The sequence below is a fragment of the Streptomyces sp. NPDC005202 genome, assembly GCF_040608235.1.
In the GTDB taxonomy this organism is placed as follows: Bacteria; Actinomycetota; Actinomycetes; order Streptomycetales; family Streptomycetaceae; genus Streptomyces.
This window is the reverse complement of sequence record NZ_JBEXHW010000002.1, coordinates 509,705-525,898: the sequence shown is the minus strand read 5'-3', so window position 1 is coordinate 525,898 and position 16,194 is coordinate 509,705. Positions and strand designations below refer to the sequence as shown.

The following is a 16,194-nucleotide window of genomic DNA, read 5'->3' as shown; positions in this document are numbered from 1 at the left end:
CTCACCACGTGTGCCGGGGCCGGGCCTGCCCGCCGAAGAGCAGGTGGGGCGGTTCCGGCGGGGGCGGGGTGCCGGGACGCAGCGGCAGCGCGATCAGCATGCCCACGAGGAATCCGACGATGTGGGCCGTGTACGCCACGGTCCCCGCGGCGGAGACACCCTCGCCGGACGAGTAGAACGCCTGCAGCACGAACCAGAAGCCCAGCACCAGCCAGGCCGGCAGCCGCAGCGGCAGGAAGATCAGGAACGGCACCAGGACCCACACGCGGGCCTTCGGATACAGCACCAGATAGGCGCCCAGAACCCCCGCGATCGCTCCGGACGCGCCGATCAGCGGGTCGGCCGAGTCGGCGTTGAGCAGCGCGAAGCCGTATCCCGCCGCGTAGCCGCAGACGACGTAGAACACGAAGTACCGCACGTGCCCCATGCGGTCCTCGATGTTGTTGCCGAAGATCCACAGGAACAGCATGTTGCCCAGCAGGTGCAGCCAACTGCCGTGCACGAACATCGCGGTGAAGACGGACAGCGCGGGGGACTTGTCGTAGCTCGGCGGGGCGACCACGCAGCCCGGCCCGTGCGGCCCCACCCCGACATCGCCCGTCGGCACCAGCCGCGGCATCTGATCGTGGATCAACTCTCTCGGTACGGCCGCGTAGTGCTCCAGGAACGCCTGCAGATGGCACAACTGGAACAGGCTGCTGCCGCCCGCCACGGAGCCGGAGATGCCGGGCGTGGACAGGAACACGACGAAGTTGGCGGCGATCAGGGCGTACGTCACCCAGGGGGTGCGCCGCACCGGGTTCACATCATGGACGGGGATCACCACATGAAAGTACTGCCCTCGATGCGCTCGGCGAATCGGTGAACGCGGCAGTCTGCGTGTCCGTATGTCTCCTCAACCGCCCGCGGCACGGGGAAGGCGGGCCCGCGGGGACGACGTGAGGAACAGGCGATGAACGACCGAGTTACTCCTGCGATGCACGCTCTGCCCGACGGTGAGGCGGAGATCTCCCTGGTGGTGCGCCTGCCGTGGGAGGACGTCGCCCGGCTGGGCCAGGAGGCCGGGAGGCTGGCGTCGCAGATGCAGCGGCCGGTGACGCTGGACGAGGCGGTGAGCCATCGGCTGCGGTCCAGTCCGCTCGGCGCGCACGCGAAGCCGGCGGGTGCGCAGCCGGCGGCGGTCAGCTCGGCGTCCGTGTCCTCCTTGCCGGCGCGGCCGCCGGCCGAGCAGGCGCGGCAGGCGATCGATCGCATCAACGGGACGGCGTAGCTCCACGGGGGGGGGAGCCGTAGACCGCCATAGGGGTGCCGGTGCCGTTACGGGCTGCGGCCGGCGTGGTCGGTCGCGCCCACGCGGCGGAGCGCAATGTCACCGCCCCGCGCCCCTCAGAGTGCGCTGTTGCGGATCTTGGCCGCAGCCTTTCGGGCCGCCACGAGCACCGGGTCCCAGACGGGTGAGAAAGGCGGGGCATATCCCAGGTCCAGGGCCGTCATCTGTTCCACCGTCATGCCGACCGTGAGGGCCACCGCGGCGATGTCGACCCGCTTCGCCGCGCCCTCGCGGCCGACGATCTGGACGCCCAGGAGGCGGCCGGTGCGGCGTTCGGCGAGCATCTTGACCGTCATCGGGGAGGCGCCGGGGTAGTAGCCCGCGCGGCTCGTGGACTCGATGGTCACCGTTTCGAACCGCAGGCCGACCCGGCGGGCGTCCTTCTCGCGCAGCCCGGTGCGTGCGATCTCCAGGTCGCACACCTTGCTGACCGCGGTGCCGACGACGCCGGGGAAGGTGGCGTAGCCGCCGCCGACGTTGGTGCCGATGATCTGGCCGTGCTTGTTGGCGTGCGTGCCAAGCGGGACGTGCCGCTCCTGTCCGGAGATCAGGTCGAGGACCTCGACGCAGTCGCCGCCGGCCCAGATGTTCTCGTGCCCGCGCACCCGCATCGCCCGGTCGGTGAGCAGTCCGCCGTGGGCGCCGAGCGGCAGCCCGGCCGCCCTCGCGAGGGTGGTGTCGGGGCGCACGCCGATGCCGAGCACGACCACGTCTGCCGGATGTTCGCCGTCCTCGGTGGCCACCGCCCTCACCCGGCCGTCGTCTCCGGTGAGCAGCTCGGTGACCTCGGTGTCGTTCACCATGGTGATGCCCAGGCCCTCCATGGCCTCGTGCACCAGGCTGCCCATGTCCGGGTCGAGCGTGGACATGGGCTCCTTGCCGCGGTTGACGACCGTCACCTCGTAGCCGCGGTTGATGAGGGCCTCGGCCATCTCCACGCCGATGTAGCCCGCGCCGACGACCACCGCACGACGGCCACGCGTGCGTGCCAGCGTGTCGAGGAGGGCCTCGCCGTCGTCGAGCGTCTGGACGCCGTGGACTCCGGGCGCGTCGGCGCCCGGCATGTCGGGGCGGATCGGGCGGGCACCGGTCGCGATCACGAGCTTGTCGTACGACGTCCAGGACTCGGCGCCGGAATCCACGTCTCGCGCGCGGACGCGGCAGGCGTCGACGTCGATCTCCGTGACCTCGGTGCGCATACGCAGGTCGATGCCCCGCGCGCGGTGCTCCTCGGGCGTGCGCGCGATGAGCCGGTCCCGTTCGCCGACGTCGCCGCCCACCCAGTACGGGATGCCGCAGGCCGAGAACGAGGTGAAGTGACCGCGCTCGAACGCCACGATCCCCAGCTCGTCGGGCCCGCGCAGCCGGCGCGCCTGCGACGCCGCGGACATCCCCGCGGCGTCGCCGCCGATCACCACCAGTCGCTCCGTCAAACCCCTCGCACGGCTCATGCTCATGCGAACACGCTACGGGCGCAGGGCATTTCAGTCCTGCTCGCCCCGCTCCTCGGCCGGCTGCGGCGCCTGCCGGGCCACGGGGAGCGGGCCCAGCGCGGTCGTCGCGGGCGCGGCGGCCGGGCGGCGCGGCAGCCGGGGGCGTACGACCCGCAGCCACAGCACCACGACCAGTGCCGCCGCCACGGCGAACGGCAGCACCGCGCCGAGCGCCAGGGCGATCCAGCGGACCACGGTGACGAAGACGTGCCAGCCGCCCGCCAGGGCGTCCACGAACCCGGGCTGGTCGTCGGGCGCGGCCTTCCGCACCGGCGTCTCGGACAGCGACAGGGTGATGGTGGCCAGGCTCGTGCGGTCCTTCAGGGACGCCTGCCGGACGAGCAGCGCCTCCAGGGCCGACTCGCGGCTGCTCAACTCGCCCTCCAGCTCCACCACATCGCTGAGCCTGGTGGCCTTGTCCATCAGCTCGCGCACCCGGGCGCCGGCGCGCTGCGAGGTGATGCGGCTCTCCACGTCGACCACCTGGTCGGTGACGTCCTGCGCCTTCGCGGTGCGCTCGATCAGCTTGCCGGTGCCCTCCAGGTCGGCCAGGACCTCGACGTACTTGTCGGTGGGCACGCGCAGCACGACGCGGGTGCGCTCGTGGCCCTTGGCGTCCCGGGTCATGGTCTCGTCGCCGACGTAGCCGCCCGCGTTCTCGGCGGTGGTGCGGGCCGTGTCCAGGGCCTTGGGCACGTCCTTGACCTGCACGGTGAGGGAGGCGGTGCGGATGATGTGGCTCGCGGTGAGCTTCGGCGGTGCGGTGGCCTTCGCGTTGTCGGCCCGGCCCCCGCTGCCGGAGGCGCCCCGCTGGGCCTCGCTGCCCGCGGCGGCCTTGTCGGCCGGGCCGCCGGAGCCGGAGTCGCCCGCGCTGCATCCGGTGAGCGCGAGCGCCGCGGCGAGCAGCAGCCCGGCCAGGGCGTGAACGGGTCGAACGGAACGTCGTGCGCGCATGGGGGCGTACCCCCGAGGGTTGTCGTGACGACTGACGCTCCTTCGACGCCCGGGCCGGGCGGGACGTTGGCCGGAAAACGGTTCCGATGCGGTCACGGTCGGGACTCGTGCCGGACACCGGGGCGCGGCGGGCGTGTCAGTGGGGTCTGAGAGAGTGGGGGCATGAGCACAACGGGTGGTACGGGCACGGGGCATGTCGTCGTCATCGGGGCCGGCGTCGCCGGGCTGGCCGCGGCGCACCGGCTGCTGGAGCGCGGGGCGCGCGTGACCGTGCTGGAGGCGTCGGAGCGGGTCGGCGGCAAGCTGCTGCCCGGCGAGATCGCGGGCGTGCGCGTCGACCTGGGCGCCGAGTCGATGCTGGCGCGCCGGCCCGAGGCGGTGACCCTCGCGCGCGAGGCGGGCCTCGCCGACTGCCTCCAGCCGCCCGCCACCGCGAGCGCCTCGATCTGGACCCGCGGCGCTCTGCGGCCCATGCCCAAGGGCCACGTCATGGGCGTCCCCGGCGCCGCCTCCGCGCTCGCCGGCGTCCTGTCCGACGAGGGCCTGCGCCGCATCGAGCGGGACGCCGACCTGCCCCGCACGGAGGTCGGCGACGACGTGGCCGTCGGGGAGTACGTGGCGGCACGCCTCGGCCGCGAGGTCGTCGACCGCCTGGTCGAGCCGCTGCTCGGCGGCGTCTACGCGGGCGACGCCTACCGCATCTCGATGCGCTCGGCGGTCCCGCAGCTCTTCCAGGCGGCCCGCGCGCACGACTCCCTGACTCAGGCGGTGCGCGACATCCAGACGAAGGCGGCCGCCGCGCAGCAGACCGGTCCGGTCTTCCTGGGCATCGAGGGCGGAGTCGGCCAACTGCCGCTCGCCGTCGCGGAGTCGGTGCGGGCACGGGGCGGCGAGATCCTGACGGGGGCCCCGGTGACGGAGCTGCGCAGGGTGGGGCCGCCGGATCCGGACGTCGCCGACGGCTCACGGCCCTCCCCGAAGGCGCAGCCGCACGCGGTATGGCGTGTAGTCGCGGGGGAACGGGTCCTGCACGCCGACGCCGTCGTCGTCGCCGTACCCGCGCCCGTCGCCGCCGGGCTGCTGCGCGCCGAGTCCCCCGAGGCCGCCGCCGAACTGCGGGCCGTCGAGTACGCCTCCATGGCCCTGGTCACCCTGGCCTACCGCCGCCGCGACATCGCCCTCCCCGAGGGCAGCGGCTTCCTCGTCCCTCCCGTCGACGGACGGACGATCAAGGCGTCGACCTTCGCCTCCCAGAAGTGGGGCTGGATCGCCGACGAGGACCCGGACGTGGTGGTGCTGCGCACCTCCGTCGGGCGGTACGGCGAGACGGAGGTCCTCCAGCGCGAGGACGCCGACCTCGTCGATGTCTCCCGGCACGACCTGCGCGAGGCCACCGGCCTGGACGCCACACCCCTTCAGACCCGCGTCACTCGCTGGTACGACGGCCTGCCCCAGTACCCCGTCGGCCACCACGCGCGCGTGGCCCGCATCCGCGAGCACGTCGGCAAGCTGCCGGGGCTGGCCGTGTGCGGCGCGGTGTACGACGGCGTCGGCATCCCGGCATGCATCGCGAGCGCGTACGCGGCCGTGGACCAGCTCGGTGGTGACCTGCGCGGAGTGGAGGAGCTCACCGCGAACCCGGTGCAGAGCCTGCACGGCGGAGCGGGAGAATAGCCTCATGAGTGACGACGCCCCCACCACCGCCTCCGGCAGGATCCCGAACAAGGGCAAGCTGGCCAAGGACCTCAACGAGGTCATCCGCTACACCCTGTGGTCCGTCTTCAAGCTGAAGGACGTGCTGCCCGAGGACCGCGCGGGTTACGCAGACGAGGTCCAGGAGCTGTTCGACCAGCTCGCCGCCAAGGACGTGACCATCCGCGGTACGTACGACGTCTCGGGCCTGCGTGCCGACGCCGACCTCATGATCTGGTGGCACGCCGAGACCAGCGACCAGCTCCAGGAGGCCTACAACCTCTTCCGCCGCACCAGGCTGGGCCGCGCGCTCACCCCGGTCTGGTCGAACATGGCGCTGCACCGCCCCGCCGAGTTCAACCGCGCGCACATCCCGGCGTTCCTCGCCGACGAGACGCCGCGCAACTACGTCAGCGTCTACCCCTTCGTGCGCTCCTACGACTGGTACCTGCTGCCCGACGAGGACCGCCGCCGCATGCTCGCCGACCACGGCAAGATGGCCCGCGGCTACCCGGACGTGCGCGCCAACACCGTCGCCTCCTTCTCCCTCGGCGACTACGAGTGGATCCTCGCCTTCGAGGCCGACGAGCTGCACCGCATCGTCGACCTCATGCGCCACCTGCGCGGCTCCGAGGCCCGCATGCACGTCCGCGAGGAGATCCCGTTCTTCACCGGGCGCCGGAAGGACATCGCGGAGCTGGTCGCGGGCCTCGCCTGACCGGAAGCGGTGCCTGGCGAGCGGCCGGGGGTCCGGGGGGTGGCCCCCGGAAACTGCAGTACCGGGCGCCGGAAGGACATCGCGGAGCTGGTCGCGGGCCTCGCCTGACCGGAAGCGGTGCCTGGCGAGCGGCCGGGGGTCCGGGGGGTGGCCCCCGGAAACTGCAGTACCGGGCGCCGGAAGGACATCGCGGAGCTGGTCGCGGGCCTCGCCTGACCGGAAGCGGTGCCCGGCGAGCGGCCGGGGGTCCGGGGGGTGGCCCCGGAAACTGCAGTACCGGGCGCCGGAAGGACATCGCGGAGCTGGTCGCGGGCCTCGCCTGATCACTTGCCGGGGAGCCGGTCGGCCTTTCCCTTCAGGGTGTCCCGCAGGGCCTCCCGCTGAGAAGGGTCGTCCGGCCGCTCGGGCTGGGGCTCCGGATGCGGGGCGCAGGCCGCGCGCCGCACCGGGAGCCGCCCTTCCAGCAGGTAGGCCTCCAGGTACGCGTTGACGCACCGGTTCGGCCCGCCCGCGATTCCGTGCGTGCCCGAGTCCCGCTCGGTCACCAGCACCGAGCCCGCCAGGCGCCGGTGCAGTTCGAGGGCGCCGCCGTACGGCGTGGCCGCATCGCGCTCGGCGGCCAGGATCAGAGTCGGCGGCAGCTCACCGGGCCCGGTCCGCACGTCGAGGGGCTGCTGCCGGGGCGCCGGCCAGTAGGCGCACGGCAGGTTCATCCACGCGTTGCTCCAGGTCACGAACGGTGCCACGCGCGCGAGCCGCGTGTTGTCCCGGTCCCAGACCCGGAAGTCCGTCGGCCAGGGCGCGTCGTTGCACTCCACAGCCGTGTAGACCGCGTTACTGTTCTCCGCCTCGGCGGCCCCGTCCTGATACGGCGCGGCCAGCTCGACCAGCGGCTTCGGGTCGCCCTTCAGGTACGCCGACAGTGCCTCGGCGGTGCTCGGCCAGTGGTCGTCGTAGTACCCGGCCATCAGGAACGCGCCCTGCAGCTGCTCCGGCCCCACGGCGCCGTCCGCCGGTTCGGCGGCGAGCTGCGCCCGCGCCCTCTCGTAGCTGGTCCGCACCTGCTCCGCGGTGCGGCCGAGCCCGTACACGTCGTCGTGCCGGGCCATCCACTCCCGGAAGTCCGCCCAGCGGTCCTCGAACGCGGCCGACTGGTCGAGGTTGTTGCGGTACCAGATCTGGGCGGGGTCGGGGTTCACCGCCGAGTCGAAGACCATCCGGCGCACGTGCGAGGGGAACAGCGTCGCGTACAGCGCGCCGAAGTAGGTGCCGTACGAGGCGCCCATGAACGTCAGCTTCTCCTCGCCGAGCGCGGCGCGCAGGACGTCCAGGTCGCGGGCGTTGTTCAGGGAGTTGTAGTGGCGCAGGGCTTTCCCGGCGCGCTGGGCGCAGCCGTCTGCGTACGCCTTCGCCTCGGCGATGCGCTCCTTCTTGTACGGCTCGTCGGGCTTGTACGACTCGTCGGGCTGCGTCGGCGAGGGCGAGGGCGCCTTGAAGAAGCCCTTGGGGTCCTCGCAGGACAGCGGCGCCGAACGGCCCACCCCGCGCGGGGCGTAGCCGACGAGGTCGTAGGCGGCCGCGATGCGCTTCCACTTGGGCAGCAGGCCGATCAGCGGGAAGTACATGCCGTTGGCGCCCGGGCCACCAGGGTTGTGGACGAGGACGCCCTGGCGGGGCACCCTGCGCTTGCTGTTGTGCGGGTCCTTGTGGACGGCCCGCACCCGGCTGACGGTGAGCCTGATCTGCTTGCCGTCGGGGTGCGCGTAGTCGAGGGGCACGGACACCGTGCCGCACTCCATGGTGCTGGGCATGTCCTGCTCGTCGGCGCACGTGCCGAAGTCGATGCCGGCCGCCCGGGCGCGCGCTGCGGCCACCGCGGTGCCGCGCAGCTCGGCCGTCGCACCCGGGCCGCCACTGGTGCTGTCGGCCGGGGCGGCGGCGAGGGCGGTCAGGACCAAGGACCCGGCGGCCGTACAGACGGCGGCAGCTCTCATCGCGTATCCCTTCGGTGCACGGCAGCAACAAAAGGGATATTTCGTTCACATCTGAGGGAAGGCAAGCACCGGCCCCCTGGTGTCGGCGCCAATGCGCCCGATGCGCCGCCCGATGGGCCCCGTGCGGGTGCGCTCCGGGTCCGTACGGCCGTCAGCCGCGCCGGGGCTGGTCGCGGTGCTCGAAGGCCGCGCGCAGGTCCGGTTCGCCGATCGCACGGATGCCACGTACGGCGACGGAGGCCAGGTACGTACGCTCGTCGCCGGCGCCGTTGATGCGCCGGGCCAGGGCGCCGAGCAGCCGCTGCCCGGCCGGGGACGCCCAGCGCGAGTAGGGGTGCACCTCGACGCGGGCGATGGCGAGGCAGCTCAGGGTGAGCGCGAGGGGCAGCGCGAACCACAGGGCGACCAGGTTGCGCGGCATCCCGGTCGGGCCGGGCATCAGCAGCGCGGTCGCGCCCAGTACGAGGACGGCCAGGGCGGCGGCCCGTACCTGACGGATCCCGGCCGCAACCGTCGTTCGGGCCCCGTCCGGCACGGCGAGACCCGCGCTGACGAGGCGGTCGGCGAGGCTGCGAACCGCCTCCGCGGCGGCCGTGGCCGCCCGCACCGGCGCGATCCGGCACTGCCCTTCCGGGCCGATCGCCCCTATGACGGACCGCTCCATCTCGTCCCGCCCGCGCGGGTCGACGACGGTCGCCCAGCCGGTGTGCGCGAGCAGCAGCCGGCGCTGGCGCGCCATGGAGACGAGGGTCACATCGACGACCCGCGCGGGACCGCCCGACAGGAACGCTGCCTCGTACAGCGTCAGATCACGTCCACGGCACGCGTCCACGTCGACGGCCGCCGCGCGTACGGCGGCCAGGCACAGCCGCGTACACGCCGTGCCGGCGACGGCCCAGGCCAGTAGCAGGAGAAGGACCCAGAACATGACGCGTTTCTATGCCAGGGGCCTGGGAAACGCCATGCCCTGTTCACGATCCGGACCCAGTGTGGCCGGTATGTGACGTTCCGTTTGTTCCCGGAGGTCAGGGGCTCGACGGGGGCGCGCTGGAGGCGGCCGGCGGCAGCGAGTACGTCTGGGGCTCCGACGGGGTGACGGGGATCACCACGCCGGGGTCTGCGGTCGCGCCGGAGCCGGCGGGGGAGTCGGTGGGGAAGGGGCTGCTGCTCGCGGCCAGATCCCGGGCCAGGGCGGCGAAGTCGACGAACCCGGTGGCCTCCAGGACCTTGATGTGGTCCAGCACCGTCGTGTTCGCGTCGTCGGCGAGGTCGCGCACGAGCGAGTTCTGCGTGCTCGCGCGAACCTGGGCGACGAGCGAGAACACCCGGCCGTGCGCGAGGCGCAGGATGTTGGCGAACTTGCGGTCGTAGTCCTCGCCCTGCGCCGCGTCGAGGGTGGCGAGCCACTGCTTCTGCTGGGCGTTGGGCTCGTTGGGCAGGGGCAGACCGAGCTTGGCGGCGACGTCGCGGACCCGCTGGTCCAGGAACGTGTGCCCCGCCACGAGGTGTCGGCCCGCCGTCCGTACGGCCTGGGTGGTGCCCTTCTCCTCCGCCTGCTGCCCGGCGGGCAGCTCCCACAGGCCGGCCAGCCGGACCTTCGTGACGAAGTCGCGGTCCTGGGCGGACAGCGGCCCGTACTGCGTCGCCACGGTCTGCGCGCTCAGCACGTCCGCGGCCGTTCCGGGCCGGTGGGCGTACGACCAGAGGGGAAAGACCAGCGCCACGAGGGTCCCGGCCAGCACCAGGATGATGATCCCGGTGCCGCTCAATATGCCTCGGCCCTTGACGGGGGGTCGCGGTCGCATGGTGCCTCCTGCTGTGGCACCGCACATCAGTGCGCTTCTGAGTGAGAGGGGTTGCCGCATATTACTGCGGGGGCCGGGGCGGTTGCGGAACGGGGAGGGAAGGTGCATTACGGACTTGGGTGACTGAACGGATGACGCGAACGATGGCTATTTGGCGACAAACATGACCACATCGGATGCGACACCTGGGGGTCGCGTACGGGTGTCAATCCGGGCACACTCGGCCGCCCGGCCGCGGCAGCCGGAACTGCCCAGCGCCCGGCCGCGGCAGCCGGAACTGCCCAGCGCCCGGCCGCGGCAGCCGGAACTGCCCAGCGCCCAGCCGCGTACGAGGACGGCGCTCAGCCGCGCCGCCCGCACGGGACCCGCTGAACCCCCGCCGGGATCAACGCCGCAGCAGCACCCTTCGAGTCGCCCGAGCGAGCCGAACCCCCGGCCGCCGGGACCTCGGCACCGGCCCCGACCGCTCCAGCCACCACTCCCGCAGCTCCCGCCGGACCCGCGCATCCTCCGGCTCCCCGGCACCCAGCAGGAATCCCACGAAGTCCCACGCGTCCCGCCGATACCCGCCGGTCATCGGATGCCCGTGCGCATACGCGAGGAACGCGGACCGGTACCCCTCCCCGAGAATCACCGGCAGCTCCGGAGCGACCCTGGCCACGACATCCGCCCGCTTCGACGCGAGCGCCCGCGCCTGCACCCCCAGCCGCACCCGGTCGAACCCCTCCGGCACGGGCGTCCCGGCCGCGAGCGCGGACAACAGCGCGGTCTGCGCGAGGGCGAGACGCTGACGGGCGGGGTCGGTGTCCTCCACGCGCGGTGCGAGATCGAGCCCCGCGGACACGCCGACGCCGGCCTGCGCCCCCGCAGCCGCCGTACGCCCCGACTCCACCGCCTTCCGGATCGCCCCCAACTCCACCGCTTCCCGGATCTCCCCCAACTCCCGCTCCAGCTCCGCCGCTTCGGGGAAATTCTCGTCCCGCTCCAGCAGAACGCCCGGCGGCAGGACGCGCGAGGCGAGGTCGGTCAGGATGTCGAGGACCGGCTGCGGAACCGGGTGGGCGTGGCTGTCGTGCCAGACGCCGTCCCGCTCGAAGCCGCCCGCCACGTGCACGTAGGCGATGGCCTCGACGGGCAGCTCGGCGAGGGCCTTGGCCGGGTCCTCGCCCCGGTTGACGTGGTTGGTGTGCAGGTTGGCCACATCGATGAGCAGCCGTACGCCCGTGCGGTCGGCCAGCTCGTACAGGAACTGCCCCTCCGTCATCTCCTCGCCCGGCCAGGAGATGAGTGCGGCGATGTTCTCCACGGCGAGCGGCACGGGCAGCGCGTCCTGCGCGATGCGGACGTTCTCGCACAGCACGTCGAGGGCGTCGCGCGTCCGCGGCACGGGCAGCAGGTGCCCCGCCTCGAGGCGCGGGGAGGCGGTCAGCGGACCGCCCGCCCGCACGAACGCGATGTGCTCCGTGACCAGCGGCGAGCCGAGGGCCTCCGCCCGTTCGGCGAGGGCGCTCAGCCGCCCCTCCTCGGGCCGCTCGGCCCCGCCCAGGCCGAGCGAGACGCCGTGCGGCACCACGGTCACCCCGCGGGCCCGCAGGCGCAGCAGCGACTCGGGAAGGTGCCCGGGGCACACGTTCTCGGCCACGACCTCGACCCAGTCGACGCCCGGCATGCGCTCCACGGCGTCCGCGATCTCCGGCCGCCATCCGATTCCCGTTCCCAGTCGTTTCATCGTCCCCTCCTGCGGGCGCGAGCCAGGCTCCCCCGTGAATCCCGCGGTGTCGTCTCCGCGTCGTCTCCTTCGACGACCGCCGCCCGACCCGCCGCACCGACTGACCGCCGCACCGACTGACCGCCGCACTGACGGACTGCCGCACTGACGGACTGCCGCACTGACGGACTGCCGCACTGACGGACTGCCGCATCGACGGACTGCCGCACTGACGGACTGCCGCATCGACGGACTGCCGCACTGACGGACTGCCGCATCGACGGACCGCCTACCGACGAACGCCGGTGCGGCGCGAGGGGGGTATGGCCCCGGTGCCCGGCCCCGAATCCCGCTCGCCTCACCTTCAGAGCAACATTTGAGGTTCGGGCGCCGGAGCCGTGACGACGGTGCTGCCCGCTACCCCAGCACGCCGTCCGAGTCGACCGGATCCGGCCGGCTCGTGTTGACCATGCCCGGCGCTTCCGGGGACGGGCGGGAGGTGGTGCGGATGTCGCCGCTGGCCTGCGCGGCCGGAGCGGACGGCGCCACCCGATCACGGAGGTTGGCACCCTCGGTGAGCTGCTCCGCCTGGTCAACGACTCCCTCACCGCCCAGCTCGACGGGTGACCGTGTCGCTTCCCCCTGGCCCCGCGTGACGGGACGTCACCGTGCCTTGAGCGGAAATCGAGGCAACCGACCAAGGCTGTCGGAGCACATTGTCACTGGAAGGAGAAGCATGATGACGGACTCGGCACCGACCCCTTCCCTGTACGAGCGTCTCGGGGGCGTCGACGGAATCGCCCGCGTAATGGACGTCCTGGTGGAGCGGCTCTTCGACAACGTCTCGGCCAACCAGAACGCCGACGTGGTGAAGATGCACGACAAGGTGAGCCGCGCCGGCTTCAAGTTCATGGTCACCGCGTGGTCGGTCGAGGAGACGGGCGGCCCCAAGGTCTACCCGGGCAAGGACATGTGGGCCGCCCACGCCAACATGGTCGCGACCGCACGCGACTGGGACGTGGTGGCACTGGAGATCGCCGCCACGCTGAGCTTCTGCGGGGTCCCGGAGCAGGAGAGCAAGGAGTACATGGCCATCATCGACAGCTACCGGGACATGGTGCTCGACGCCGCGTCAGAAGAGCGGCAGCGGGCCGCCGCTCAGAGCGCATGACGCCGCGCTCACCGACGTTTCGGGGTCGGGTAATCCGGGTTCGTCTCTGAACACCGCGCCCGCTGGGGGCTCCCCACCACCGCCCAGAGCGACCGGACGGGCAACCGCCGGGAGAAGGCTTCGGCCTCCTCCCGGCGGTTGCTTGTGCGGCCGGACGCACACCGCGCTCATCCCGCGGGATGCGGGCCCGGGGTTCCGGTCACCGGCGGGGCGGTGGCGGCTTCGGGAGCCGCGCCCCGGTCCACTTCCTCGAACAGCTCTGCGGCCCGCGCGGCGGTGCCCTTGGCCCACTGTCCGGTGCTGAGCAGGCCCAGGGCGAGGATGGCGACGCCGAGCACGAACGCGAGCCACCACACGCCCTGCTCCGCGTCGGTGAACGCCGTTCCCCCACCGGTCACGGTCGACCCCACGATCGCTCCGGAGACGCCGACGCCCAGGGTCGTGCCGGTCTGTCGTGCCGCGGAGATCAGTGACGTGGCCACCCCGGCCATCGAGCGGGGCATCCCGGAGACCGCCGTGTTGGTGATCGGCGGGTTTCCGGTGCCCAGGAAGAGGCCGAACAGCAGGTAGATCGCGAGGACCACGAGCATCGGGGTGGCCGGCTCGAGCACTGCAGGGAATCGTGGCGCCATGTCAACAACAGCGACGACGCACGCGGAACTGTACGTAGAGGTACAGAACTTCTATGCGCGACAGGTCCGTCTGCAGAACGACGGGCAGGCGGAGGAATGGGCCGCCACGTTCACCGAGGACGGCCGGCTCGAGCACGAGCCCGACGACGCCGTGGTCCACCGCGTCGGAAAGGGGACGTTCCTCGGCCGGGCCGAACTGGCCACGACACCGGCCGCAAGGCAACCCGGGGCCGCCCGCTGACCGCCGCCGAGAAGGAGGCGAATGAGCGTCTGCTGGCCGGGGACCTGCCTCTGCCGATCGAGTGATCGCCGATGGTTGACTCAAGCCCCCGACCTCGCCGCACGGTCATACTCGCCGAGGGTTATGTGGCCCTTCCGCTGGTCATCCGGGCAGCACAGGTCGGTCACCGTGTCATCGGGTTCGATGCGGACGCCGGACGCGTGCTGAAGGCAGCGGAACCGTTGGGTCCTGATGTGATGGGGGACCAGATCGCTGCCGCCCTGGTGAACGGCGACTACACGCCGACCACATGCTCAGGCGACCCGGCTGGGTTCGACGTAGCGGTCATCGCGGTGCCGACCCCGCTGCGGGACGGCGCACCGGACCTCTCCGCAGTCCAGGACGCCGGCCACATGCTCGCCTCGCACATGCGTCCGGCTTCGGCATGGAGATCGACGGCGCATAACGGGCAAAAAAGCAACGAGATCACGCGCTCTCGGAGCTGGCTAAGGGGCGCCCTTGGCGTATTGGATGCCGTGAGCGAAGTCGTGACCGGCAGTGGGGAGGTCTGATGTGAGGTGCGGAGGGGTACGGTTTGCGCGACGTGCGGCTCCCAGTACTTTCGGGCCTCAACAGAAGCCGATCCGCGTACCACAACCCGCCCTAGCGTCAAGGCCCTTTGCCGGACGCGCCTACGGACAGACTGTCCTCACACAGCTCTTGCTGGGTGGAAGGCTTCTTTTTCACTGAGGCCACTACCAAGGTGAGGTTTTCGTCATGGCGCGTCGCAGTCCCGAACGTCCGACGTACGGATTCACGGTTGCGGCTGCTGTCGACGCTGTCCCGGCCGCACGCCGCCAAGTTGTCTCGCTGGCACAGGATCTGGGCCTTCGGCTGTCGGACCAGACGCTGGAGACCGTCGAGCTGCTGGCTGGCGAGGTGATCGCCGCCACAGGCTGGGCGCGCCTCGCCGCCGCTTAGCGGCTTCCGCGTGCGGCGAGGCGTGTCCTCTTCCGCCACCGGCGGGCTGAACCCGTGCCTCCCACTCCGCGAAGACGTCGATCGGCACGGGGCGCCACCGATTATTAGGCTCGGCACGGCAACATCCGTTACGGCTCCGGCACGGCAAGTCGGCGTTGGTCCACATGCTGCACGCCTCTGGGGTGGCCACCAGTCGGCTCGTGCCCGCGCTCATCGGGCAGCACCAGCAGCCCGGCGTGGCTACGTCATCGGGCACGTGGGCCCGTACGTCCAGCTCAGGCCGGTGGCCGGCGGGCGCAAGTGGGACGCCGAACGAACCCGCTCGTGTCCGCCCGGCCACGGGCGAGGAGTGGCTCAGGGCGATGCGCGAACGGACCCGTGCGCTGAACTCGGTCGGCAGCGGAGGAATCTTCGGATGAGCACGAACGCCGTCGACACCTCGACCATGTCTGCCGAGTGCGCGCCGGCCCAGCGGCCGGGCTACGCGAACCTGCACCACGAGTGCCGTCGGACAGAGGACGTGCTGCTGCCCGGCACCAGCGGGATCCTGCTCGTGTGCCGCTGCACCCGTGCCCACCCCCCTACGCCCGCAAGCCCGCAGGCGCCCGCTCCGGTCGGCAGCCCCGGTCGGCGGCCCCGGTCGGCGGTCCCGAGGCGGTCTGACGGGAGCTGGTCCACCGGCCCAGGGCCGTCCGTCCTTCACCCGTGGCGGATGGCCGGGGCTTCTCGCGTGAAACTGGTCAGGCCGGGCTCTGGCGCAGTGCCGGATGGTCGGCGACCACCGTGCAGGAACCGGGGGCGATCTCCGTGAAGCCGGCGTCGCGGACCAACGGCAGCCCGCTGCTGGTCAGTTGGCGCCAGTGTTCGGGGTCGGCGGTGCGGACGGCGAGCGGGAAACCCGCGTCCCGCCAGGCGGCGCGCTCCTCGTCCGGCAGTTCCCACCAGGCGAGTTGGGCGCCGTGACCCGCCTGGGCCATCGCCTTGCCGGCGGACATGTCGAGGTCGGGGCTCATCCACAGCACCGGGGCACCCGGGTCGGGCTCGGCGGGTGGTTCCGGATCGTCGAGGTCCGTGCCGGAGACCTGCAGCTTCGCCAGGTCCTTGGGCCAGCCGTCCAGCGGGACGGGCGGGAACACCCGCACTTCAGCCGACTTGCCGGTGACCGTGATGCCGGGCAGCGCCTCGGCGCGCCGCCACTCTGCGCCGCGCGCCCGCCGCACCACCTTCCGGATCCGCGCGTCCTGCCAGTCGCGTATCGCCTGCGCCCACTCGCCGTCGCCCAGCGACCGCTCGTCGCTCAGCATCACCAGCACCGCGCGGGCCGCGGTCTCCAGCGCGTCCGTACGGGGCGGAGGAGCGGCCCGCTCGATCCGGACGACCAGCGGCAGGACGAACTGCGGCGCCTGTCTCGGCTCGGACCGGAAGGGGCTGCCACTCACGGGCGTGGTGTCACTGCTCACGCTTTTCAGTCTGCCAGGTCGAAGATCTGTTCCTAC

The 16,194-nt window shown here is 72.3% G+C and carries 17 protein-coding genes; 7 read left to right on the top strand and 10 right to left on the bottom strand.

Features of this window, described 5'->3' with window-relative positions:
* Position 1 precedes the first annotated feature (1 nt).
* Entirely contained in the window at positions 2-826 is an 825-nt protein-coding gene (locus ABZV31_RS06240; RefSeq protein WP_355888802.1) for a rhomboid family intramembrane serine protease, read from the bottom strand.
* 126 nt (positions 827-952) lie between these two features.
* Here ABZV31_RS06240 and ABZV31_RS06235 point away from each other — a divergent pair, with 126 nt between their 5' ends.
* Positions 953-1,270, top strand: coding sequence for a hypothetical protein (locus ABZV31_RS06235; RefSeq protein ID WP_355888799.1), 318 nt, complete (start codon positions 953-955; stop codon positions 1,268-1,270).
* A gap of 116 nt (positions 1,271-1,386) precedes the next feature.
* Here the strand turns inward: ABZV31_RS06235 and ABZV31_RS06230 are convergent, their stop codons facing one another.
* Entirely contained in the window at positions 1,387-2,787 is a 1,401-nt protein-coding gene (locus ABZV31_RS06230; RefSeq protein WP_355888796.1) for an FAD-dependent oxidoreductase, read from the bottom strand.
* Positions 2,788-2,814: 27 nt separating this feature from the next.
* Positions 2,815-3,777 (bottom strand): DUF4349 domain-containing protein, encoded by a 963-nt coding sequence (locus ABZV31_RS06225; protein WP_355888794.1) that lies wholly within the window; start codon positions 3,775-3,777, stop codon positions 2,815-2,817.
* Between the two features lie 162 nt (positions 3,778-3,939).
* Here ABZV31_RS06225 and hemG point away from each other — a divergent pair, with 162 nt between their 5' ends.
* Complete coding sequence (hemG, locus tag ABZV31_RS06220; protein WP_355888791.1) at positions 3,940-5,451, top strand: protoporphyrinogen oxidase; 1,512 nt, start codon at positions 3,940-3,942, stop codon at positions 5,449-5,451.
* Positions 5,452-5,455: 4 nt separating this feature from the next.
* Positions 5,456-6,187, top strand: a complete 732-nt coding sequence (hemQ, locus tag ABZV31_RS06215; RefSeq protein WP_355888788.1) for a hydrogen peroxide-dependent heme synthase — start codon at positions 5,456-5,458, stop codon at positions 6,185-6,187.
* 323 nt (positions 6,188-6,510) lie between these two features.
* On the opposite strand, the gene ABZV31_RS06210 is transcribed toward hemQ, so the two are convergent.
* The 5 genes from ABZV31_RS06210 to ABZV31_RS06190 form a co-directional block, all read right to left on the bottom strand.
* Positions 6,511-8,181, bottom strand: a complete 1,671-nt coding sequence (locus ABZV31_RS06210; protein ID WP_355888785.1) for an alpha/beta hydrolase — start codon at positions 8,179-8,181, stop codon at positions 6,511-6,513.
* Positions 8,182-8,332: 151 nt separating this feature from the next.
* Positions 8,333-9,109 carry a TIGR04222 domain-containing membrane protein gene (locus tag ABZV31_RS06205; protein ID WP_355888782.1) on the bottom strand — a complete coding sequence of 259 codons (777 nt, stop codon included), beginning with the start codon at positions 9,107-9,109 and terminating at the stop codon, positions 8,333-8,335.
* Positions 9,110-9,206: 97 nt separating this feature from the next.
* Positions 9,207-9,986: a DUF4142 domain-containing protein gene (locus ABZV31_RS06200; protein WP_355888779.1), complete on the bottom strand. Its 780-nt coding sequence runs from the start codon at positions 9,984-9,986 to the stop codon at positions 9,207-9,209.
* Between the two features lie 385 nt (positions 9,987-10,371).
* The gene (locus ABZV31_RS06195) at positions 10,372-11,715 is read right to left on the bottom strand and encodes a DUF692 domain-containing protein (RefSeq protein WP_355888776.1); all 1,344 of its coding nucleotides are present in this window, start codon (positions 11,713-11,715) and stop codon (positions 10,372-10,374) included.
* Between the two features lie 396 nt (positions 11,716-12,111).
* Positions 12,112-12,243: a hypothetical protein gene (locus ABZV31_RS06190; RefSeq protein ID WP_355888773.1), complete on the bottom strand. Its 132-nt coding sequence runs from the start codon at positions 12,241-12,243 to the stop codon at positions 12,112-12,114.
* A gap of 190 nt (positions 12,244-12,433) precedes the next feature.
* Here ABZV31_RS06190 and ABZV31_RS06185 point away from each other — a divergent pair, with 190 nt between their 5' ends.
* Positions 12,434-12,865 carry a group 1 truncated hemoglobin gene (locus tag ABZV31_RS06185; protein WP_355888771.1) on the top strand — a complete coding sequence of 144 codons (432 nt, stop codon included), beginning with the start codon at positions 12,434-12,436 and terminating at the stop codon, positions 12,863-12,865.
* 167 nt (positions 12,866-13,032) lie between these two features.
* Here the strand turns inward: ABZV31_RS06185 and ABZV31_RS06180 are convergent, their stop codons facing one another.
* A complete protein-coding gene (locus ABZV31_RS06180; RefSeq protein WP_355888768.1) occupies positions 13,033-13,476 on the bottom strand; it encodes a hypothetical protein in 444 nt (147 codons plus the stop codon).
* A gap of 19 nt (positions 13,477-13,495) precedes the next feature.
* Here ABZV31_RS06180 and ABZV31_RS06175 point away from each other — a divergent pair, with 19 nt between their 5' ends.
* The 3 genes from ABZV31_RS06175 (at position 13,496) to ABZV31_RS06165 (ending at position 14,698) form a co-directional block, all read left to right on the top strand.
* Positions 13,496-13,738 (top strand): nuclear transport factor 2 family protein, encoded by a 243-nt coding sequence (locus ABZV31_RS06175; RefSeq protein WP_355888765.1) that lies wholly within the window; start codon positions 13,496-13,498, stop codon positions 13,736-13,738.
* 71 nt (positions 13,739-13,809) lie between these two features.
* Positions 13,810-14,289, top strand: coding sequence for a hypothetical protein (locus tag ABZV31_RS06170; protein WP_355888762.1), 480 nt, complete (start codon positions 13,810-13,812; stop codon positions 14,287-14,289).
* 205 nt (positions 14,290-14,494) lie between these two features.
* Positions 14,495-14,698, top strand: coding sequence for a hypothetical protein (locus ABZV31_RS06165; RefSeq protein WP_355888759.1), 204 nt, complete (start codon positions 14,495-14,497; stop codon positions 14,696-14,698).
* Between the two features lie 740 nt (positions 14,699-15,438).
* On the opposite strand, the gene ABZV31_RS06160 is transcribed toward ABZV31_RS06165, so the two are convergent.
* A complete protein-coding gene (locus tag ABZV31_RS06160; RefSeq protein WP_355888756.1) occupies positions 15,439-16,158 on the bottom strand; it encodes an aminoacyl-tRNA hydrolase in 720 nt (239 codons plus the stop codon).
* Positions 16,159-16,194: the final 36 nt, after the last annotated feature.